General features: G+C 71.3%; 16 protein-coding genes. 8 read left to right on the top strand and 8 right to left on the bottom strand.

The window, feature by feature from the left end:
* Nucleotides 1-35: 35 nt before the first annotated feature.
* From ACLQ29_RS04190 to ACLQ29_RS04175, 4 genes are all read left to right on the top strand, one after another.
* The gene (locus ACLQ29_RS04190; protein WP_425770284.1) at nt 36-1,892 is read left to right on the top strand and encodes an ABC transporter ATP-binding protein; all 1,857 of its coding nucleotides are present in this window, start codon (nt 36-38) and stop codon (nt 1,890-1,892) included.
* Nucleotides 1,889-3,769, top strand: coding sequence for an ABC transporter ATP-binding protein (locus ACLQ29_RS04185; protein WP_425770283.1), 1,881 nt, complete (start codon nt 1,889-1,891; stop codon nt 3,767-3,769). The genes ACLQ29_RS04190 and ACLQ29_RS04185 overlap by 4 nt, the downstream gene beginning before the upstream one ends.
* A 56-nt stretch (nt 3,770-3,825) precedes the next feature.
* On the top strand, nt 3,826-6,390 hold the full coding sequence (gene valS, locus ACLQ29_RS04180; protein ID WP_425770282.1) for a valine--tRNA ligase: 2,565 nt from the start codon (nt 3,826-3,828) through the stop codon (nt 6,388-6,390).
* Between the two features lie 79 nt (nt 6,391-6,469).
* On the top strand, nt 6,470-7,399 hold the full coding sequence (locus ACLQ29_RS04175; protein WP_425770281.1) for an endonuclease/exonuclease/phosphatase family protein: 930 nt from the start codon (nt 6,470-6,472) through the stop codon (nt 7,397-7,399).
* A 53-nt stretch (nt 7,400-7,452) separates the two neighbouring features.
* On the opposite strand, the gene ACLQ29_RS04170 is transcribed toward ACLQ29_RS04175, so the two are convergent.
* From ACLQ29_RS04170 to ACLQ29_RS04150, 5 genes are all read right to left on the bottom strand, one after another.
* A complete protein-coding gene (locus ACLQ29_RS04170) occupies nt 7,453-8,097 on the bottom strand; it encodes a hypothetical protein (RefSeq protein ID WP_393372280.1) in 645 nt (214 codons plus the stop codon).
* 93 nt (nt 8,098-8,190) lie between these two features.
* Entirely contained in the window at nt 8,191-8,901 is a 711-nt protein-coding gene (locus ACLQ29_RS04165) for an ABC transporter permease subunit (RefSeq protein WP_393372283.1), read from the bottom strand.
* 1 nt (nt 8,902) lies between these two features.
* A complete protein-coding gene (locus ACLQ29_RS04160; protein WP_393372285.1) occupies nt 8,903-9,814 on the bottom strand; it encodes an ABC transporter ATP-binding protein in 912 nt (303 codons plus the stop codon).
* Nucleotides 9,814-10,719 (bottom strand): ABC transporter permease, encoded by a 906-nt coding sequence (locus tag ACLQ29_RS04155; protein WP_425770280.1) that lies wholly within the window; start codon nt 10,717-10,719, stop codon nt 9,814-9,816. The genes ACLQ29_RS04160 and ACLQ29_RS04155 overlap by 1 nt, the downstream gene beginning before the upstream one ends.
* Nucleotides 10,712-11,626 (bottom strand): ABC transporter ATP-binding protein, encoded by a 915-nt coding sequence (locus ACLQ29_RS04150; RefSeq protein ID WP_393372290.1) that lies wholly within the window; start codon nt 11,624-11,626, stop codon nt 10,712-10,714. Before ACLQ29_RS04150 ends, ACLQ29_RS04155 begins: the two co-directional genes overlap by 8 nt.
* Before the next feature lie 394 nt (nt 11,627-12,020).
* Here ACLQ29_RS04150 and cysC point away from each other — a divergent pair, with 394 nt between their 5' ends.
* The 3 genes from cysC (at nt 12,021) to galT (ending at nt 15,559) form a co-directional block, all read left to right on the top strand.
* Nucleotides 12,021-13,550, top strand: a complete 1,530-nt coding sequence (gene cysC, locus ACLQ29_RS04145) for an adenylyl-sulfate kinase (protein WP_425770279.1) — start codon at nt 12,021-12,023, stop codon at nt 13,548-13,550.
* Between the two features lie 111 nt (nt 13,551-13,661).
* Nucleotides 13,662-14,486 (top strand): DeoR/GlpR family DNA-binding transcription regulator, encoded by an 825-nt coding sequence (locus tag ACLQ29_RS04140; RefSeq protein ID WP_425770278.1) that lies wholly within the window; start codon nt 13,662-13,664, stop codon nt 14,484-14,486.
* Entirely contained in the window at nt 14,483-15,559 is a 1,077-nt protein-coding gene (gene galT, locus ACLQ29_RS04135; protein ID WP_425770277.1) for a galactose-1-phosphate uridylyltransferase, read from the top strand. Before ACLQ29_RS04140 ends, galT begins: the two co-directional genes overlap by 4 nt.
* Before the next feature lie 301 nt (nt 15,560-15,860).
* Here galT and ACLQ29_RS04130 read toward each other — a convergent pair whose 3' ends face one another.
* Nucleotides 15,861-17,078 (bottom strand): NADP-dependent isocitrate dehydrogenase, encoded by a 1,218-nt coding sequence (locus tag ACLQ29_RS04130; protein WP_393372301.1) that lies wholly within the window; start codon nt 17,076-17,078, stop codon nt 15,861-15,863.
* Between the two features lie 136 nt (nt 17,079-17,214).
* On the opposite strand from ACLQ29_RS04130, the gene ACLQ29_RS04125 reads away from it, so the two are divergent.
* Nucleotides 17,215-18,021, top strand: a complete 807-nt coding sequence (locus tag ACLQ29_RS04125; RefSeq protein WP_425770276.1) for an MBL fold metallo-hydrolase — start codon at nt 17,215-17,217, stop codon at nt 18,019-18,021.
* 140 nt (nt 18,022-18,161) lie between these two features.
* Here the strand turns inward: ACLQ29_RS04125 and ACLQ29_RS04120 are convergent, their stop codons facing one another.
* Nucleotides 18,162-19,112 carry a malate dehydrogenase gene (locus ACLQ29_RS04120; protein ID WP_393242971.1) on the bottom strand — a complete coding sequence of 317 codons (951 nt, stop codon included), beginning with the start codon at nt 19,110-19,112 and terminating at the stop codon, nt 18,162-18,164.
* A gap of 138 nt (nt 19,113-19,250) precedes the next feature.
* Complete coding sequence (locus ACLQ29_RS04115; RefSeq protein WP_425770275.1) at nt 19,251-20,111, bottom strand: bifunctional methylenetetrahydrofolate dehydrogenase/methenyltetrahydrofolate cyclohydrolase; 861 nt, start codon at nt 20,109-20,111, stop codon at nt 19,251-19,253.
* Nucleotides 20,112-20,133: the final 22 nt, after the last annotated feature.

The following is a 20,133-nucleotide window of genomic DNA, read 5'->3' as shown; positions in this document are numbered from 1 at the left end:
ACCGGCGGCACCCGCCATTGACGCTACCGTCTGGTATGCCTCTGCGGAGCGACGGCGACCCGGCCACCCCGGTCGCCGCGCCCCGGCACCCGTTTCACAACCTCTGGCGGCTGCGCCCCTACCTGCGCCCGTACGCCGCCGAGTTCGCCTGGCTGCTCGTCGCGGGCCTCGCGGGCACGGCGGCCGGGATCGCCGTACCGCTCGTCGTGCAGCGGGTGGTGGACGGGCCGGTGGCCCGACACGAACCGGCCGGGCTGTTCCAGCTCGGCGGCCTGGCACTGCTGCTCGGTGTGGTCGAGGCGGTGCTCATCTTCATCCGCCGGTGGGTGCAGTCCTCCTCGGCGGTGGGCATGGAGGCGGCGCTGCGCGCCGACGTCTACGCCCACCTGCAACGGTTGGCGACAAGCTTCCACGACCGCTGGCAGTCCGGCCAGTTGCTGTCCAGGATCACCAGCGACCTGTCGGTGATCCGCCGGTTCCTCTCCTTCGGCGTGTTCTTCCTGGTGCTCAACCTGACCACCTACGTGGTCGTGGTCGTGCTCCTGGTCAACCTGCATCCGATGCTCGGTGCGCTGGTCGCGGCCAGCTCGGTGCCGCTGCTGCTGATCAGCCGCCGGTTCGGGCGGAACTACCACGCCGCGTCCCGGCGGATGCAGGACCAGCAGGGCGACGTGGCGACCCTGGTCGAGGAGACCGCGCAGGGCCTGCGCACCATGAAGGCGTACGGCCGGGGGCCGGAACTGGCCACCCGCTTCGGCGTCGGGGCACAGCGGCTGCACGACACGGGCGTCGGCAAGGCACGGCTGCTGGCCAACACCTCGGCGTTGCTCGACCTGGTGCCCAACGTGACACTGGGCGTGGTGCTGGTGGCCGGAGCGGCCGCCGCCGCGAAGGGCTCGCTCACCATCGGCGAGCTCGTCGCGTTCGTCAGCCTCCAACTGATGCTCATCTGGCCGGTGCAGTCGCTGGGTTGGATCATCGCCAACGGTCAGGAGGCCGCCACCGCCGCCGACCGGCTCCAGGAGGTGCTGGACACCCCACCCCAGATCGTGGACTCCCCCGGCGCGCTCGCGCTGCCCCGGGACGCGGTGCACGGCCGGCTCCGCATCGAGCGGGTCTCGTTCAGCTACCCGGGCGCCACCGCGCCGGTGCTGCGCGAGATCGACCTGGTCATCGAGCCGGGCGAGACGCTCGCCCTGGTCGGCGCCACCGGCTCCGGCAAGAGCACGCTGCTCTCGCTGGTGCCCCGGCTGCACGAGGTGACCGCGGGCCGGATCACCCTGGACGGTCACGACCTGCGCGAACTGCGGCTGGCCTCGCTGCGCCGACTGGTCGGGGTGGCGTTCGAGGAGCCCACGCTCTTCTCCATGTCGGTGCGGGAGAACCTCACCCTGGGGCATCCCGACGCCGGCGACGACGACGTCCGCGCGGCCCTCGCGCTGGCCCAGGCCGACTTCGCGTACGAGTTGCCGTGGGGGTTGGCCACCCGGGTCGGTGAGCAGGGGATCTCCCTCTCCGGCGGGCAGCGTCAGCGACTCGCGTTGGCACGGGCCGTGCTCGGCCGACCGGCGGTGCTGGTGCTCGACGACCCGCTGTCCGCTCTCGACGTGCACACCGAGGCGCTTGTCGAGGCGGCCCTGCGGCAGGTCCTGCGCAACAGCACCGCGCTGCTCGTGGTGCACCGGCCTTCGACGATCTCCCTGGCCGACCGGGTCGCGCTGCTCGAAGACGGGCGGATCACCGCCGTGGGCCGGCACTCCGACCTGCTGGCCACGGTTCCGGCGTACCGGGCGCTGCTGGCCGCCGACCCACCCAGCGGGCGCCCACCGGCGACGGAGACCGCCGGCCCGAGTCCGTTCCCCTCCGACGGTTGGGGGCTGGTGCGCTCGTGACAGTGCCGCAGCCCGCCGAACCACCGCCCGAGGAGCAATCGGAGCTGACCCGCTGGCGCGGGACCGCCACCGACCCGGAGGCGGACCGGAGCCGAGCCGAGGACGCCGCACCCGAGGCGGTGGCCCGGCTGCGCCGGCTCAGCCGGGCCCTGCTCGCCGACCAGCTCCGACCACACCGGAGACGACTCGCCGCAGCGGTCGGCCTGTTGCTGACCCAGAACGCCGCCGCGATGGCCGGCCCGTACCTGGTCATGATCGGCATCGACCGGGCCATCGCGCCGCTGCGCGCCGGCGACGCCGGCCCGCTGGTCGCCGTCGCCGGGGCGTTCGTGGTCGCCTCGCTCACCGAGTACGCGGCCCGGCGCGGGTTCCTCACCCTCTCCGCCCGGATCGGCCAGGCCGTCCTGCTCGACCTGCGGCAGCGGGTGTTCGGGCACTTCCTGCGGTTGTCCGTCGGCTTCCACGAGCGGTACACCTCCGGCCGGATGGTCTCCCGGCTCACAAGTGACCTGGACTCGATCGCCGAACTCGTCGACGGTGGCATCGACAACCTGGTGATGGCCGGGCTGTCGATGCTGTCGGTGGCCGCCATCCTGCTCTGGCTGGACCTGCCGCTGGCCGCCGTGACACTGCTCGCCTTTCCGTTCCTGTTCGTGCTCTCCCGCTGGTTCGCCAGGTCGTCGGCGAGCGCGTACCGGCGGACCCGGGACGCGGTAGCGCTCGTCATCGTGCACTTCGTCGAGTCGATGCGGGGCATCCGGGCGGTGCAGGCGTTCCGCCGGGAGCCGCGTAACCAACGGATCTTCGTGGCGCTCGGCGACGACTACCGACGGACCAGCCTGCACACGTTCCGACTGATCGCCACGTACTCCCCGGCGATCAAGCTGATCGGCAACATCACCGTGGCGGCGGTGCTCTGCTACGGCGGGTGGCGGGTGCTCGACGGCCAGACCGAGGTCGGTGTGCTCGCCGCGTTCCTGCTCTACCTGCGTCGTTTCTTCGAGCCGATGCAGGAGCTGAGCCAGTTCTACAACTCCCTGCAGTCGGCCACCGCGGCGCTGGAGAAGCTGGCCGGGGTGCTCGACGAGCGGCCGGCCGTCGCCGAGCCGGCCCGGCCCACACCGCTGCCGACCGGGCCCGGTCGCGGCGAGGTGACCTTCCGGGCGGTCTCCTTCGGATACCGGGCCGGCACCCCGATCCTCGGCGGGCTGGAGCTGACCGTGTCGGCCGGACAGACGGTGGCGCTGATCGGGCCGACCGGCGCGGGCAAGTCGACGATCGCCAAACTCGTCGCCCGTTTCCACGACCCCGACAGCGGCACGGTCCGGCTCGACGGGGTCGACCTGCGCGACGTCGGCGACGCCGACCTGCGCCGCGCCGTGGTGCTGGTGACGCAGGAGAACCACCTGTTCAGTGGGACCGTCGCGGAGAACATCAGGTTCGGCCGCCCGAGCGCGGACGACGAGACGGTCCAGGCCGCCGCGCGGGCGATCGGCGCGCACGACTTCATCGCCGCCCTGCCCGAGGGGTACGCCACCCAGGTGCACCGGCGCGGCGGCCGGCTCTCCGCCGGGCAGCGCCAACTCGTCGCGTTCGCGCGGGCGTTCCTGGCCGACCCGACCGTGCTGATCCTGGACGAGGCGACGTCGTCGCTCGACGTACCGACCGAACGGCTGGTGCAGCGCGCACTCGGCACCATCCTGCGCGACCGCACCGCCCTGGTGATCGCGCACCGACTCTCCACGGTGGAGACCGCCGACCGGGTGCTCGTCCTCGACGACGGGAAGATCGTCGAGGACGGCCCACCCGCCGTGCTGGCCGAGGCCGGCGGCCGGTACGCGGCCCTGCACCGACAGTGGCGCGACTCGCTGATCTGAACCAGCGATCCCACAACTGCGTGGCCCGACCCCCCGGCGGTGCCTACGATCGCAGCATGACCGATACGGCGAGGACGGCCCGCGCCGGCGTCCCCGAGCGTCCGACCCTGGACGGGCTCGAGGAGAGCTGGGCACGCCACTGGCAGGAGAAGGGCACGTACGCGTTCGACCGCGCCAAACAGCGCAAGGACGTGTACGCCATCGACACGCCACCGCCGACCGTATCGGGCGAGTTGCACATGGGGCACGTGTACTCGTACACGCACACCGACATCGTCGCGCGTTACCAACGGATGCGCGGCAAGGCCGTCTTCTACCCGATGGGCTGGGACGACAACGGCCTACCCACCGAGCGTCGCGTGCAGAACGTCTACGGGGTGCGCTGCGATCCGGCACTGGCGTACGACCCGGTGTGGCGGCCACCGGCGACTCCTGTCGACGACGCGGCCCGCCGCGACCCCACCCCGCTCTCCCGACGCAACTTCATCGAGCTGTGCGAACGGCTGACGGTCACCGACGAGCAGGCCTTCGAGTCGCTGTGGCGACGGCTCGGGCTATCGGTGGACTGGTCGTTGACCTACACGACGATCGGTCGGATCGCCCGGACCACGAGTCAGCGGGCGTTCGTGCGTAACCTGCTGCGCGGCGAGGCGTACCAGTCGGAGGCGCCGACGCTCTGGGACGTCGGCTTCGCCACCGCCGTCGCCCAGGCCGAGTTGGAGGACCGGGAGCGCCCGGGCGCCTACCACCGGCTGCGGTTCGCCGGGCCGGGCGGGCGGGAGGTGCAGATCGACACCACCCGGCCGGAGCTGTTGCCCGCCTGCGTGGCGCTGGTCTGTCACCCCGACGACGAGCGGTACGCCGACCTGGTGGGCGCGACCGTGCGCAGCCCGCTGTTCGGCGTCGAGGTGCCGGTGCGCGCCCACCCGCTCGCCGAACCGGGCAAGGGCACCGGCATCGCGATGGTCTGCACGTTCGGCGACCTGAGCGACGTGACCTGGTGGCGGGATCTCGACCTCGACACCCGGGTGGTCATCGGCCGCGACGGCCGGTTGCTTGCGGAGCCGCCGGCCGGCGTGCCGGCACCGCCGTACGCGGCGTTGGCCGGGCAGACCGTCAACGGCGCCCGCCGGGAGATCGTCGGAATGCTGGCCGACGCGGGCGACCTGGTCGGCGAGCCCCGTCCGATCACCCATCCGGTCAAGTTCTACGAGCGCGGCGACCGCCCACTGGAGATCGTCTCGACTCGACAGTGGTATCTGCGCAACGGCGGCCGGGACGCCGACCTGCGGGCCACACTGCTGACCCGGGGTGCGGAGCTGCACTGGGTGCCGGCGCACATGAAGCACCGCTACGACAACTGGGTGGGCGGCCTGACCGGCGACTGGCTGGTCAGTCGGCAGCGCTTCTTCGGGGTGCCGGTGCCGGTGTGGTACCGGCTCGACAACACTGGCGAGCCGGACTGGTCCCACCCTCTCACGCCGGACGAGTCCGCGCTGCCGGTCGACCCATCCAGTGATCCGGCGCCCGGCTACGACGAGTCGCAGCGCGGCCGACCCGGCGGTTTCATCGGTGATCCGGACGTGCTGGACACCTGGGCCACCTCGTCGCTGACCCCGCAGATCGTCGGTGGCTGGGAGACCGACCCGGAGCTGTTCGCGCAGGTCTTTCCGATGGACCTCCGCCCGCAGGGGCAGGAGATCATCCGGACCTGGCTCTTCGACACCGTGGTCCGTTCGCACTTCGAGCACGGGGTGCTGCCCTGGCGGGACACCGTGCTGTCGGGCTGGATCCTCGACCCGGACCGCAAGAAGATGGCCAAGTCCAAGGGCAACGTGGTCACCCCACTGGCCCTGTTGGAGCAGCACGGCTCGGACGCGGTGCGCTACTGGGCTGCCAGTGGCAAGCCCGGCACGGACCTGGCCTTCGACCCGGCGCAGATCAAGATCGGCCGGCGGCTGGCCACCAAGCTGCTGAACGCGTCCAAGTTCGCGCTCGGGCTGGGGGCGGCGGACGCGCTGCGCGCCCCCGTGACCACGCCACTGGACCGGGCCATGCTCGCCGAGCTGACCACCGTGGTCAGCGCCGCGAGCACCGCCCTCGACGCGTACGACCACACGGCCTCGTTGCAGGCGGCCGAGGCGTTCTTCTGGCGGTTCTGCGACGACTACATCGAGCTGGTCAAGGAGCGGGCGTACGCCACCGGCGCGGCCGGCGACTCGGCGCGGGCGGCGCTGGCCTCGGCGCTCTCGGTGCAGCTACGACTGTTCGCCCCGGTGCTGCCCTACGTGACCGAGGAGGTCTGGTCGTGGTGGCGGTACGGTTCGGTGCACCGCGCGACGTGGCCCACCACCTACGAGGTGGCCCGGTCGATCGAGGGGTCGGGTGACCCGGCGCTGCTGCGGCTCGCCGGCGACGCGTTGAGCCAGGTGCGGCGGGCCAAGTCGGAGCGGAAGCTGTCGATGAAGGCCGAGGTGCCGCTGGCCGAGGCGCTCGGCCCGGCGGCCCTTCTGGAGCAGCTCACCCTGGTCGCCGACGACCTCCGGGCGGCCGGCCGGATCGACAAACTCGACCTGCTCCCCGACCGCACCCCGGAGCTGGTCATCGCCTGCGCCTTCTGACCCGTTACGGGTCCTGGACGGTCGCCCTGACCGATGCGATGATCATGGCCCATCATCCAGCACAGTGAATACGGGGATCATGCGCATTCGTACACTCGTCGCCGGGCTCACGGCCGGGCTACTCCTCACCGTCGGCCTGGCCGGACCCGCCCAGGCGGCGACGGTCACCGCCACCTACACCGGTTGGACGTGGAACGTCGCCGGCTGGACCATCCACCGAGGCGCCACCGGCACCGGCCTCATCCCGGCCCTCTCGGATTCCATCCGCAACCGGGCCGCCAACTTCGCCGCCCTCAACGAGCTCTGTTGGGGCCAGTACAAGGCCGTCCAGGCGAACCTGCTCGCGTCCGGTTGGCCGCAGGACGACACCAACTTCTCCCGGTTCGAGGCACACAGCGAGACCGCGTGTGGCGGTGAACCGTTCGGGGTGGCCCTCTTCAGCCGGGCACCCCTCGGGGCGGCCAACCGCTACGCGTTGGCCGCGGACGGCACCAGCGAGCGACGCAAGCTGCTCTGCGCCCCGCTCGAAGCGCGCCCACACCTGCGGTTCTGCACCACCCACATCACGCCGTCGAATGCGGTGATCAACGGCAAGAACATCAACGTGACCCAGTTGGACGAGGTACGCGGCAGGATCGACAGTTTCGCCGCCAACGGTGACACCGTCCTGATCGCGGGTGACTTCAACGCCCAGCCGCACTACGGACGGCTCGACTCCTGGTACTCGACCACTCTGAACACGCCGAACAACAGCGCCAACACCGGCGCCTACCGGGAGCTCGACGACACCGACAGCCGCTGCCCCGGGTACGGCGAGACCACCGTCTACGACGGCAACACCGAGGGTCTCTGCGGCCAGGGCAAGAAGATCGACCTGATCTTCGTTCGCAAGGACCGGATCGCCGGGTCGTACAGCGGCGACTCACTCGCCATCTCGACCACCTGCGGCGGCCCCTGTTCGGATCACCGGATCGTCATCGGCACTGTCACCGTCTCCGTGACCGCCTGATCAGGTAGCCGGTCCGCCGCCGCTCACCCCCCCGGGCGGCGGCGGACCGGCCGTCACCAGCCGCGCAGGAAGCGCAGCCCGAGCAGGAACGCGACAACTGCGGGACCGACGAGCAGGGTGATCGCCTGCAGGCGGTACGGCATCCGGTGTCGGGTCAGCTCACCCGCGTTGCCCAGCACGATGGCCCCGGCCAGCATCAGGAACGCCCCCCACCAGCCGGTCTCCAACTCGATCAGGTCAACCCGGATCAGTTGCAGCGTCACCCCGAGCAGCGCGCCGGTGAGCGCGAGCAGGGCCACCGCCCGGTGCAGGCCCCGGGCCAGCGGGTGGGCCGCCCGCCAACCGTAGGTGCCGGCGACCGCCAGGCAGGGCAGCACCACCATCAGCGGCCAACCCCGCCCCATGACGCCGAACATCAGCAGCGCGCCCACCGCGAACACCAGGGTGCCGACGCAGGCGAGCATGTAACCGCCGAAGGCCCGGCCACCGCCCCGAGCCAGCAACGGGCCGCCGCTGGCCGCGATCAACGCGGCCGGGATCAGGATGAACACGGCCCACCAGTGGAACTGGCCGCTGCCCTGGGCAGCCGTGGCGACCGTGGCGCAGGCCAGCCCGGCAACAGCCAGGCTGGTCAGCCACGGCCGACTGCTCCGGGAGTACGGCTCAGCCAACGACGTCCGCTCCGCTTCGACGCTCACACCCAACAGCCTGGCCCGACGGGGCCCAGCCGGTCCATCCGGCCAGCCCTACCGCCGAGGGGTGGCTGGCCGGAACACCCCCGCGCACCGCTGTCAGCTCGTCTCGCCGGCCACGCTGAACGAACGCAGGCGATCGATGGCCAGCACGGTGAAGCCGACGCTTACCAGCGCGGTCATCACCGAGGCCACCGGCACCGACACGGTGGTCTCCAACAGCCCGGTCGGGGCGATCCGGTCGGCGAGGGCGATCACGTACTGCTGGATCGAGAGCACCTTGGTGCCGCTGACGAAGTTGCCCAGCAGCCCCTCCCAGATCAGCACGTAGACCAGGCCGAGCAGCACCGGCCGCCTGGTGACCAGGCTGAGGGCGAGGAACAACGCCGAGTACGCCAGCGCGCCGAGCGCCGCCGCGACGGCCAATGCCAGTCCGAGGCGTACCGAGTCGGCGAGCACGCCCGCGACGTAGAGCGGCAGCGCGACGGTGGCCGCGCTGACCCCGGCGGCCACCGCGAGCTTCGGCAGCACGATCTGCCAGCGGGGCAGCGGCTTGGTCAGGATGTGCACGACGGTGCCGTCGTCGATCTCGGCGCCCAACACGCCCGTGCCGATGATCAGCGCGACCACCGGCAGCACCACGGCCAGCCCCAGGCCGACGAGCACCGGCGGCCCCCACTCGCCCGGGTCCACCCCCAGCGACCGGCAGAGAACGGCCAACCCGAGCAACACCAGTGGCAGCGGAAGCAGCAGCAGGAACCGACGCCGGCCGAACAGCCCGCGCGCGGTGATCCAGGTAATTGTCGACATGTCAGGCCTCCACCAGGTAGGAGAAGACGCTCTCCAGAGACTCGTCGGACGGCACCAGTTGGCGCACCCGGATGCCGTGCTTGAGCGCGATCCGGGGCAGTGCCCGGGTGAAGGCGCCGTAGTCACCGGCCCGCACGGTCAGACCGGTGGGGTCCAGCTCGACACCGCTGACGGACGGCTCGGCGATCAGCGCGACGGCAAGCGCCCGGTCGTCCGTCGACCGCACCGCGAACACGTGCGGGCGGTTGGTCATCAACCGGCGGATGGTCCGGAAGTCGCCGGAGGCCGCCAACCGCCCGGCCACCATCACCTGCACCGTCCCGGAGACCTGCTCGACCTCCTCGAGGATGTGCGAGCTGAACAGGATGGTCCGGCCGGCGTCGCCCAGGCTGTGCAGCAGTTGCATCATGTGCAGCCGCTGGCGCGGGTCCATCCCGTTGAACGGCTCGTCGAGAAGCAGCACCTGCGGGTCGTGCACCAACGCGGCGGCCACCCGGGCCCGCTGCCGCATGCCCTTGGAGTACGTGCCGATCCGGCGGCTCTGCGCCGACTCCAGCTCCACCAGGTCGATTGCCCGCCGGGCGGCCTCCGCCGGATCGGCCAGCCGGTGCAGCTTGGCGCTGGCCAGCACGAACTCGTACGCGGTGAGGAAGCCCTGCACGGCCTCCCGTTCACTGACCAGCCCCAACCGTCGGTAGACGTCGGGGTTTCGCCAGGTCGGCTGGTCGTCGAGGGTGACCGTGCCGCGCGACGGGGCGAGGAACCCGGCCATCATGTGCAGCAGGGTGGTCTTGCCGGCGCCGTTCGGGCCGAGCAGCCCGGTCACGCCCGGCCCCAGGGCCATGCTGATGTCGTTGACGGCGACCACGTTGCCGTACCACCGGGACACCCCGGTCAGGCTCAGCGTGCTCATCAGGAGGCGACCTTCCGGTAGCGGACCAGCAGGAGGGCGGTCGCGCCGGCGACCAACAGCACCGCGGCCAGGGCGTAGACCGGGCCGAACCCGCCGATCATCATCTCGCCCGGATCGCCCTCGACCAGCAGGTCACCAAGCGACCAGATGCCCACACCCTGCACCAGCGTGGAGGGGGAGGCGAGCCCGGCCAGCTCGTTGGCGGCGCGCGACGGCAGGATGCTCAGCACCCCGACGATCGGGGTGGTCATCAGGAAGACCGCGACCACCCCACCGGCGGCGAAGGCGCGCTTGCCGGTCAGCGAGGCGACCAGCAGCCCGACCGAGGCGAAGACCACCGCCCACAGCCCGGCGTAGAGCAGCCCGGGCAGCAGGTCGAGCAGCTCGTTCCAGACGCCGCGCATGCCCTGCTTGGTGGTGAAGGCGGCACCCAGGAACATCAGCAACTGCGGTCCGCCGAGCAGCAGCCAGAGTGCGGTGACCAGCGCCAGCAGCTTGGCCAGCGCGTAGTCGCTGCGGGGCAGCGGTCGGGAGAAATACAGTGGCAGGACGCCGCTGCGCAGGTCCCGAGAGACAAGCTCCGGAGCGACGACCGCGACGAAGAAGATGACGAGCCAGCTCATCGCGTCGGCGAACTGGGCGTACGTGGCGACCGGCTCGCCGATCTGGCTGCGGATGGCCGCGAGGGCCACCGCGACCAGGGAGACGATGCCGACCACGAGCCACGGGAAGATCTTGGCCTTGGCGCTGCGCCCGAACCCGAACGCGGTGCGCAGCCCGTGCCCGTAGAGGGCGCCGAAGACCTGGCGGCGGCCCAGCCTCGGGCCCTCGTAGCGCTGGTAGCCGATGTCGTGGATGACGCCTGTCGGCACCTGGCGCACGGCGGCGGCGGTCGGCTCAGGCATGGGAAAGCTCCCTCGTGGCGAAGAGTTCGGCCACCCGGTGCCGGCGCTGGTCCAGTCGGTGCAGTGGCAGGTCCAGTTCGGCGACCGCGCCGAGGATCAGGTCGTAGGTGCCGTCGTCGGCGAGTGGCACGAGCAGCAGTCGCCCGTCGCGCGCGACCGGCAGCTTCAGCTCGGCGAGCCGGGCGGCGAGCTCCTCGGTACCCTCGCTGACCTCGACGGCGAGCACGTCGGTGGCCGTGGTCATCGCGGAGATGTGGTCGGCGCGCAACAGTTTGCCGCCGTCGATGGCGATGAGCGTGTCGCAGATCCGCTCCACCTCGCCGAGCAGGTGCGAGCAGACAAGCACGGAGATGCCGAACTCGGTGCCGATCCGGTGCACAAGCGCCAGCATGGCGTCGCGGCCGGCCGGGTCCAGACCGTTTGTCGGCTCGTCCAGCAGCAGCAGGTCGGGGTCGTGCACCAGCGCCTGGGCCAGCTTGACGCGCTGCTTCATGCCTGTGGAGTAGCCGCCCACCGGGCGGTAGCGCTCCTCGTAGAGCCCCACGTGCCGCAGGGCCTCCGAGGCTCGCTCGCGGGCGGCGGTGCGGGGCAGGCCGCTGATCCGGCCGAGGTGGGTGACCAGCTCGGCGGCGGACAGGTCGGGTGGGAGGCAGTCGTGCTCGGGCATGTAGCCGACGCGGGCACGGACCGCCGCCGGGTCGGCCGACGGGTCGATGCCGAGCACCGAGACCTGACCGCTGGTCGGTGCGATCAGGCCGAGCAGAATCTTGATCAACGTGGATTTTCCGGCGCCGTTCGCGCCCACCAGGCCGATGATCCCGGGCTCGACGGCGACGGTGAGGTCGGCCAGCGCGGTGACCCGACCTCCGTACGTCTTGGTGAGCGACTGGGTCGCGATCAGTGTCACGCTGCCAGCGTAGGGAGTCGACGCCCACCGCGGGCACCGGCGCGCCCCCGGCGCTTCCCTGATCCTTGCCCCGACCGACCCTTAAGGTCCCTGCCGAGGGTGGTGGAACCGTTGCCGCCGGTAGCGCGTCCGGCGCGACCCCGCCTCGGGAAACGCCGATCCGGGGTGACACCATTCATCTCCCGGCCCGTCGGGAGTCGTGCCCGCGTCACCTGGATGTCGAGCGAGCCCGTCCTCCACGCCGACCACAACCGGTCCGGGGTGCAGTCGGCTGCGGTCGGCGACGGCCGGGGAATCCGCCGCTGATCCGCCCGACCGGGTCGTGGAGTGGCGGCCTCGACCGATCGGCGGTCGGCTGCGAAACTGTGTGCCGGTCAGCGAGTGGGGGGCGTGGATGAGCAACGGCTGGGTGCTGCCCGACGAGGTGCTGCAAGACGCACCGGCGTACACGCCGCGTCCCGGTGAGCTCGCTGATCTGGAGCTGCTGCTGACCGGCGCGTACGCCCCCCTGATCGGTTTCATGACCCGTGCCGACCTGGTGTCGGTCAGCCGGCGCGGCCAACTGGCCGACGGCACTCCCTGGCAGGTCGCGGTGACCCTCCAGGTGCCGGCCGCGCTGGCCCAGGGCTTCGATCCGCGCGACCCGGCCCGCCGGGCGCTGGTGCTGACCGACGGCGAGGGCGCGCCGGTGGCCGCCCTGGACGTGGCGGACGTCTGGCCGGTCCGCGAGGGCGTGGCCGGGGTGGGCGGCCAGGTCCGGCGCTTGGGCGACGGCGGCCACGGCCCGTTCCAGCGACTGCGCCGCAGCCCGGAGGAGGTCCGCGCGCTGCTGCCCCCGGGCCGGGTGCTCGGTGTGATCGCCGACCGGCCCCTGCACCGTCCCCAGCTCGCTCAGATCGCCCACGCCGCCCGCACCCTGGCCGCGCACCTGCTCGTGATGATCCCGGTCGGTGAGGGTGGCGTCGGTGGGCTTCCGCCGGAGGCGCTGGTACGCATCATCTTCGCCGCCCGGGACCGGATGCCGCCCGCCACCGTGATCGCGGTGCCGCTGTCGCATCGACGGGAGGAGATCAGCGACGCGCTGCTGCGCGCCCGGGTCTCCGCCGCGTACGGGGTCACCCACCTGCTCTCCACCGGGGAGATGCTCTCCGGCGCCGGGTTGCGGGTGCTGGTGCCGCGCGAGCTGGCCTACGACAACAGGGACGGGCAGTGGCGCTGGCGGGAGGACATCCCACCCCGTAACCGCCGGCTCGCGCTGACCCAGCAGGAGATCGACGACCTGCTGGATCGTGGCTTCCCCCTGCCGGAGTGGCACACCCCGCCGGCCGTGGCGAGGGAGCTGGCCCGGGCCCGGCCACCGCGTCGGCACCGGGGGCTCGTGGTCTTCCTGACCGGCCTCTCCGGCTCCGGCAAGTCGACGATCGCGCGCGGGCTGGCGGACGCGTTGCGGGAGGGCGGGGACCGCACGGTGACCCTGCTCGACGGGGACGTGGTGCGCCGGGAGCTCTCCGCCGGGCTGGGCTTCAGCAAGGCCGACCGGGACATGAACGTCCGGCGGATCGGGTGGGTGGCCGCCGAGATCGCCCGGCACCGGGGGGTGAGCGTCTGCTGCCCGATCGCCCCGTACGCGGCGGGCCGTGCCACCGCCCGCGAGATGGCGCTCGCGGCGGGGGCGGGTTTCGTGCTTGTGCACGTCGCCACTCCGCTCGAGGTGTGCGAGCGCCGGGACCGCAAGGGCCTGTACGCGCGGGCGCGGGCCGGCCTGCTCACCGGGATGACAGGCATCGACGACCCGTACGAGGAGCCGATCGACGCCGACCTGGTGCTGGACACGACCGATCTCAGCGTGGCGGACGCGGTTCAGGCCCTGCTGCACCAGCTCACCGAGACGGGTTGGGTGGAGTTGAAGATCGCTTCTGCCTGAGGCGTTTTCCGGATCCGCTGTCCGGCCATCGTCCGCTCCGCGCTAGTGTTCGTCTTTGTTGGAACACGTTTGACCGCGTGAGAGTACGGGGACCACCGGGAGGCACGCCGAATGCTCGCTCAGCAGCGGCAGGCGGCCATCCTGGAGCGGGTCCGGTCCACCGGCGGTGTCCGGGTGAGTGAGCTGGCGGGCGAGTTCGGCGTCTCCGACATGACGATCCGCCGTGACCTGGAGACGCTGCACGAACGTGGCCTGCTGGCCAAGGTGCACGGCGGCGCCACGGCAGCCGGGCCGAGTTCGACCGACGAGCCGGGCTTCCACGCCAAGTCGGTCCGCCAACTGGCGGAGAAGGCCGCCATGGCGGATCGGGCGGCCCAACTGGTCCGGCCGGGCGCGGCGGTCGCGCTCTCCGCCGGCACCACCACCGCCGAACTGGCCCGCAAGCTTGTGGACGTGCCCGGCCTGACCGTGGTGACCAACTCGCTGCCGGTGGCCGAGATCCTGCACGCCGCTGGTCGGCCGGACCAGACGGTGGTGCTCACCGGGGGCGAACGCACGCCGTCGGACGCGCTTGTCGGCCCGCTCGCGGTCGGGGCCATCCGGGCACTGCACCTGGATCTGCTCTTCCTGGGCGTGCACGGCATCACCGAGCGGGCCGGCTTCACCACCCCGAACCTCATGGAGGCGGAGACCGACCGGGCCCTCGTGGCCGCGGCGGACCGCTTGGTGGTGCTGGCCGACCACACCAAGTGGGGCACGGTGGGCATCTCCTCGATCGTCGAGCTGGCGGCAGCACACGTACTGGTCAGCGACGACCGGTTGCCAGCGGCCGCACGACGGGTACTCGGCGAACGAGTGGGCGAATTGATCATGGTAGAAGCGACCGGGGCGGGCCGCGCGACGCGCACGCCGACGAGTGAGGGGGCGGCGCAGTGAAACGCACCGCGATCGACCTGGCCGACGGCCGGGAACTGATTTACTTCGACGAGCGCGACGACGCGGTCCGCGACCAGCCGGACCGCCGCGACCTGCCGCCGCCGCCCCCCGCGTCCCAACTGCGCTACGACCCGCTCACCGACGAGTGGGTGGCGGTGGCCGTTCATCGGCAGACCCGCACCTTCCTCCCACCGGCGAACGAGTGCCCGCTCGACCCGTCGGTGGGTGACCGGTTGACCGAGGTCCCCGCGCCCGACTACGACGTGGTGGTCTTCGAGAACCGGTTCCCGTCGCTCAGTGGCCGGGTCGCCGAGGAGCCCGGGGAGATCACCCCGTTCACGCCTGTTCGACCGGGAGTCGGCCGATGCGAGGTGGTCTGCTTCACCTCGGACCACAACGCCTCCTTCGCCAGCCTGCCGCCGAGCCGGGTCCGCACCGTCCTGGACGCCCTCGCCGACCGCACCGAGGTGCTCGGCGAACTGCCCGGCGTGGAGCAGATCTTCTGCTTCGAGAACCGGGGCGTCGAGATCGGTGTCACGCTGCACCACCCGCACGGGCAGATCTACGCGTACCCCTTCGTGACGCCGCGCACCCGCGCGCTGCTGGCCGCGGCACGCCGGCACGCGGAGCGGACCGGTGGGGGCAACCTGTACGCGGACGTACTGGCGGCCGAGCGCGCGACCGGCGACCGGGTGGTCGCGGAGAACGAACACTGGACGGCGTTCGTCCCGGCGGCCGCCCGCTGGCCGTTCGAGGTGCACGTCGCGCCACACCGGGTGCTACCCGACATTCCGGCGCTCAGCGACAGTGAGCGGGATGCTTTCGGGCCGCTCTACCTGGATCTGCTGCGCCGCTTCGACGGCCTGTTCGACATGCCGATGCCGTACATCTCGGCCTGGCACCAGGCGCCGGTGCGGATCGACCGCGAGTTGGGCCACCTGCACCTACAGCTGTTCAGCATCCGGCGGGCCAAGGACAAGCTGAAGTATCTGGCGGGCTCCGAGTCCGGGATGGGCGTCTTCATCAACGACATCTCGCCCGAGCGCGCCGCCGACCTGCTGCGCGCCGTCTGAGCAGCCCCGCTGTGCGCGTGGCCTGAGTTTGGCGGGAAACAGGGCGCGGGGGGCCCGGGACAGGGCCCCCCGCAGGGAAGGGACGGCTGGCTGTGCACGGCACAGCCGGGAAGGCTGGCTGATCGGCGCACGGGTGCCGCGGGTCGACCGTGGTCAACCTTCCTCGGACGCGACTGGCATCTCGTCCATCCTGGTCAACGAGGCGCGCCGACGGCGGTGACGCCGACCGGCGCGTCCGCGCCGGACACGCCGAAGCCCGCCGGCTGGTGCCGGCGGGCTCCGATGACGCGGTACGCCTGGATCAGGCGGCGATCTTGCGGGCCAGGTTCTCGTCGAGCGCGTTCATGAACTCGTCGGTGGTCAGCCACGGGGCGTCCCGCGAGATGAGCAGCGAGAGGTCCTTGGTCATCTGGCCACCCTCGACGGTGTCGACGATGACCTGCTCCAGCGTGTTGGCGAACTCGGTGACCGCCGGGGTGCCGTCCAGCTTGCCCCGGTGGGCCAGACCCCGCGTCCAGGCGTAGATGGACGCGATCGGGTTCGTCGACGTCTTCTCGCCCTTCTGCCACTGCCGGTAGTGCCGGGTGACAGTGCCGTGCGCGGCCTCGGCCTCGACGGTCCGGCCGTCCGGGGAGAGCAGGACGGAGGTCATCAGACCCAGCGAGCCGAAGCCCTGCGCGACGGTGTCGGACTGCACGTCACCGTCGTAGTTCTTGCAGGCCCAGACGTAGCCGCCCTCCCACTTGAGCGCGGCGGCGACCATGTCGTCGATGAGCCGGTGCTCGTAGGTGATGCCGGCGGCGGCGAACTCGTCCTTGAACTCGGTCTCGAACACCTCGGCGAAGATGTCCTTGAACCGGCCGTCGTACGCCTTGAGGATGGTGTTCTTGGTGGACAGGTAGACCGGGTAGTTGCGGTCCAGCCCGTACCGGAACGAGGCCCGGGCGAAGTCCCGGATCGACTCGTCGTAGTTGTACATGCCCATGGCGATGCCGCCGCCGGGGAAGTTGGCGACCTCCATCTCCATGGGGGCGCCGCCGTCGGCCGGGGTGTAGGTGATGGTCACCGTGCCCGGGCCGGGGACGACGAAGTCGGTGGCCTTGTACTGGTCACCGTGGGCGTGCCGGCCGATGATGATCGGCTTGGTCCAGCCGGGGACCAGCCGCGGCACGTTGGACATGATGATCGGCTCGCGGAAGACGACGCCGCCGAGGATGTTGCGGATCGTGCCGTTGGGCGACCGCCACATCTTCTTCAGGCCGAACTCCTCCACCCGGGCCTCGTCCGGGGTGATGGTCGCGCACTTGACGCCGACGCCGTGCTCCTTGATGGCGTTGGCGGCGTCAACGGTGACCTGGTCGTCGGTCTCGTCGCGGTGCTGGATCGACAGGTCGTAGTAGTGCAGGTCGACGTCGAGGTAGGGCAGGATCAGCTGCTCCCGGATCTGCTTCCAGATGATCCGGGTCATCTCGTCGCCGTCGAGCTCCACGACCGGGTTGTTTACCTTGATCTTCGCCATCGGCCGGCGCTCCTCTCGGGGGACACGTGCTCAAGCAGTACGAGCGTACTGCAATTGGACCGGCAGCCCCCACCCGGCCTCGGTCGGCCGACGGAAGCGGACTGCACGGCACAGAATTCCCTGGCACCATCGCCCGATGCCACTGAGCCGCACCCTCGGGTCTATCACGGTCACCGCGCTCACCGACTCCGAGGGAGCTTTCTTCCAACCTCGCAGCGAGGCGTTTCCGCACGCCACGGCGGCCCACTGGCGGGAGGCCGACCGCCGCGACCCGGGTGCGGTGACCGCCGACGGGCAGTGGTGGCTGCCGTTTCGCAGCTTCGCGATCCGATCCGGGGACGGGCCGGTCACACTTGTCGACGCCGGCATCGGCCCGGCCGACTCACTTGCCGCGAGCTGGGCACCCGTACCGGGACGACTGCCCGCCGAACTGGCCGCCGCCGGCATCGACCCCGCGGACGTCGACACCGTCGTGCTCACCCACCTGCACACCGACCACATCGGCTGGGCCGTGACCGGCACGCCGGGCCGGCCGTACTTCCCGAACGCGAGCTACCTGCTGCAGCGCGCCGAACTCGACGCGGCGGAGACCCTCAATCCGGCACTGCCGGCCGGCCTGGTCGCGCCGTTGCGCGCCGCCGGCCAGCTCCGGGTGGTCGACGGCGAGACCACCCTCACCCCTGCGGTACGTCTGCTGCCCACTCCCGGCCACACGCCCGGCCACCAGTCGGTGCTGGTGACCTCGACCGAGGAACGCGTACTGGTCACCGGCGACCTGCTGGTGCACATGGTGCAGCTGGTCGACCCCGACCTGGCGTACGCCCACGAGGTGAACCCGGAACAGGCCCGCACCTCCCGCCAGTCGGCCCTACAAACCCACAACCCCACAGTCCTAGCCACCCCCCACCTGTCCCACCCCTTCACCCCCCTTTTGAGCGGTTGATCATGAGGTTGACGGGGCCGTTGATCTCCATCACCCCCGTTAACCCCATGATCAACCCTGGGTAGGCGAACAGGTGGGGGTTGGGGGACGCGGAAGGGCCCGCCGGCTTGGCCGGCGGGCCCTTCGGTGCTCAGGGTGCGCTACATGCTGGAGATGTCGCCCTGCTTGGCGCGGACGGCTTCGGCGGCCTCCAGGAGGCTGGCGCGCTCGTCGGCGTCCAGGTCGGTCTCGACGACCCGCTTGACGCCCTCGGCGCCGATCTCGGCCTCGACACCGAGGTAGACACCGGAGATGCCGTACTCACCGTCGACCCAGGCGCAGACCGGCATGACCTCGCCGGAGTCCTCGGCGACGGCCTTCGCCATCCGGGCGGCGGCGGCGGACGGGGCGTAGTACGCCGAACCGGTCTTGAGCAGCGCGACCACCTCGGCGCCACCGTTGCGGGTCTTGACGACCAGCTCCTCGATCTGCTCGGCCGGCATCGCGTCACGCAGCGGCTTGCCGTTGACGGTGCTCTTCGACGGGACCGGGACCATTGTGTCGCCGTGCGAGCCCAGGGTCAGGGTGCGTACCGACGCGACCGGCACGTTCAGCGCCTCGGCGACGAAGTTGCTGAACCGGGCGGTGTCGAGCATGCCGGCCTGGCCGAGCACCCGGTTCTTGGGGAACTGGGTGGCGAGCTGCGCCAGCGCGGTCATCTCGTCAAGCGGGTTGGAGACCACGATGACGACGGCGCTCGGCGCGTACTTGGCGACGTTCTCGGCGACCTGCCGGACGATCTTGGCGTTGGTCTCCAGCAGGTCCATCCGGCTCATGCCGGGCTTACGCGGCAGACCAGCGGTGATCACGACGACGTCGGAGCCCTCGATGGCCTCGTAACCCTCGCCGTTGGCGCCGGTGGTGACACCTACCACCTTGGTCTCGAAGCCCTCGATGGCCCTGGACTGGTTGAGGTCGAGCGCGAGACCCGCGGGCTTGCCCTCCACGATGTCGGTGATCACTACGGTGTCGAAGACGTCGTACTCGGCCAGGCGCTGTGCGGTGGTGGAGCCGTAGAAGCCAGCCCCGACGACAGTGACCTTCTTACCCATGGTCGTCCCACTCCCTGATACCAGTCGGTTTTCCGGACCGTATCAGTCATCCTGGCACCGATCGGGCCAGGGGCGGCGGCCATCGCCGGGATGGGGCGAACGTCACGACCGTCATGGTTTGGGGTGCCGAGGAGTGGGTCAGCCGCGCTCCGCACGCTCCACGACGTTCGTGAGCAGCATGGCCCGGGTCATCGGACCCACGCCGCCCGGCATGGGGACCAACGCGCCGGCGGCCTCGGCCACCTCCGGGTCCACGTCACCGGTGTAGCGGCCCTTGCCGTCCGCGCCGATCACACGCGTGATGCCGACGTCGACCACGACCGCGCCCGGGTTGATCATGTCGGCGGTGAGCAGACCCGGTACGCCGGCCGCGACGATGACGATGTCGGCGGCCCGGGTGTGCGAGGCGAGGTCGAGGGTGCCGGTGTGGCAGAGGGTGACCGTGGCGTTCTCGCTGCGGCGGGTGAGCAGCAGACCGAGCGGCCGGCCGACGGTGTTGCCCCGACCGACCACGGCCACGGTGGCGCCGCGCAGGGCCACGTCGTGGCGGCGGAGCAACTCGACGATGCCGCGCGGGGTGCAGGGCAGCGGGCCGTCGTAGCCGAGCACGAGCCGGCCCAGGTTGACCGGGTGCAGGCCGTCGGCGTCCTTGTCCGGGTCGATCAACTCCAGCACGCGCTGGGTGTCGAGGTGGGCCGGCAGCGGCAGTTGGACGATGTAGCCGTGGCACGCCGGGTCGGCGTTCAGCTCGGCCAGCACGTCGTCGACCTGCTGCTGGGTGGCGTCGGCGGGCAACTCCCGCCGGATCGAGGCGATGCCGACCTCGGCGCAGTCGCGGTGCTTGCCGTTGACGTACGCCTGACTGCCCGGATCCGCCCCGACCAGGACCGTGCCCAGCCCGGGGATGATGCCGCGTTCCGCGAGTGCCTTCACCCGTATCCGCAGCTCGTCCTTGATCTCCGCCGCGGTTGCCTTGCCGTCCAGAAGCGTCGCCGTCACCACCAGATCGTCTCACGGCCGC

This window comes from Micromonospora sp. DT228 (genome assembly GCF_049841595.1).
Taxonomy (GTDB): domain Bacteria; phylum Actinomycetota; class Actinomycetes; order Mycobacteriales; family Micromonosporaceae; genus Micromonospora.
This window is presented reverse-complemented; position numbering and strand designations above follow the sequence as displayed.

Excerpts from the sequence above, each read along its gene's own strand:
- ACLQ29_RS04190 (WP_425770284.1), top strand. The coding sequence starts at position 36 with ATGCCTCTGCGGAGCGACGGCGACCCGGCCACCCCGGTCGCCGCGCCC.
- valS (WP_425770282.1), top strand. The coding sequence starts at position 3,826 with ATGACCGATACGGCGAGGACGGCCCGCGCCGGCGTCCCCGAGCGTCCG.
- ACLQ29_RS04175 (WP_425770281.1), top strand. The coding sequence starts at position 6,470 with ATGCGCATTCGTACACTCGTCGCCGGGCTCACGGCCGGGCTACTCCTC.
- ACLQ29_RS04165 (WP_393372283.1), bottom strand. The coding sequence starts at position 8,901 with ATGTCGACAATTACCTGGATCACCGCGCGCGGGCTGTTCGGCCGGCGT.
- ACLQ29_RS04160 (WP_393372285.1), bottom strand. The coding sequence starts at position 9,814 with ATGAGCACGCTGAGCCTGACCGGGGTGTCCCGGTGGTACGGCAACGTG.
- ACLQ29_RS04155 (WP_425770280.1), bottom strand. The coding sequence starts at position 10,719 with ATGCCTGAGCCGACCGCCGCCGCCGTGCGCCAGGTGCCGACAGGCGTC.
- cysC (WP_425770279.1), top strand. The coding sequence starts at position 12,021 with ATGAGCAACGGCTGGGTGCTGCCCGACGAGGTGCTGCAAGACGCACCG.
- ACLQ29_RS04140 (WP_425770278.1), top strand. The coding sequence starts at position 13,662 with ATGCTCGCTCAGCAGCGGCAGGCGGCCATCCTGGAGCGGGTCCGGTCC.
- ACLQ29_RS04130 (WP_393372301.1), bottom strand. The coding sequence starts at position 17,078 with ATGGCGAAGATCAAGGTAAACAACCCGGTCGTGGAGCTCGACGGCGAC.
- ACLQ29_RS04125 (WP_425770276.1), top strand. The coding sequence starts at position 17,215 with ATGCCACTGAGCCGCACCCTCGGGTCTATCACGGTCACCGCGCTCACC.
- ACLQ29_RS04120 (WP_393242971.1), bottom strand. The coding sequence starts at position 19,112 with ATGGGTAAGAAGGTCACTGTCGTCGGGGCTGGCTTCTACGGCTCCACC.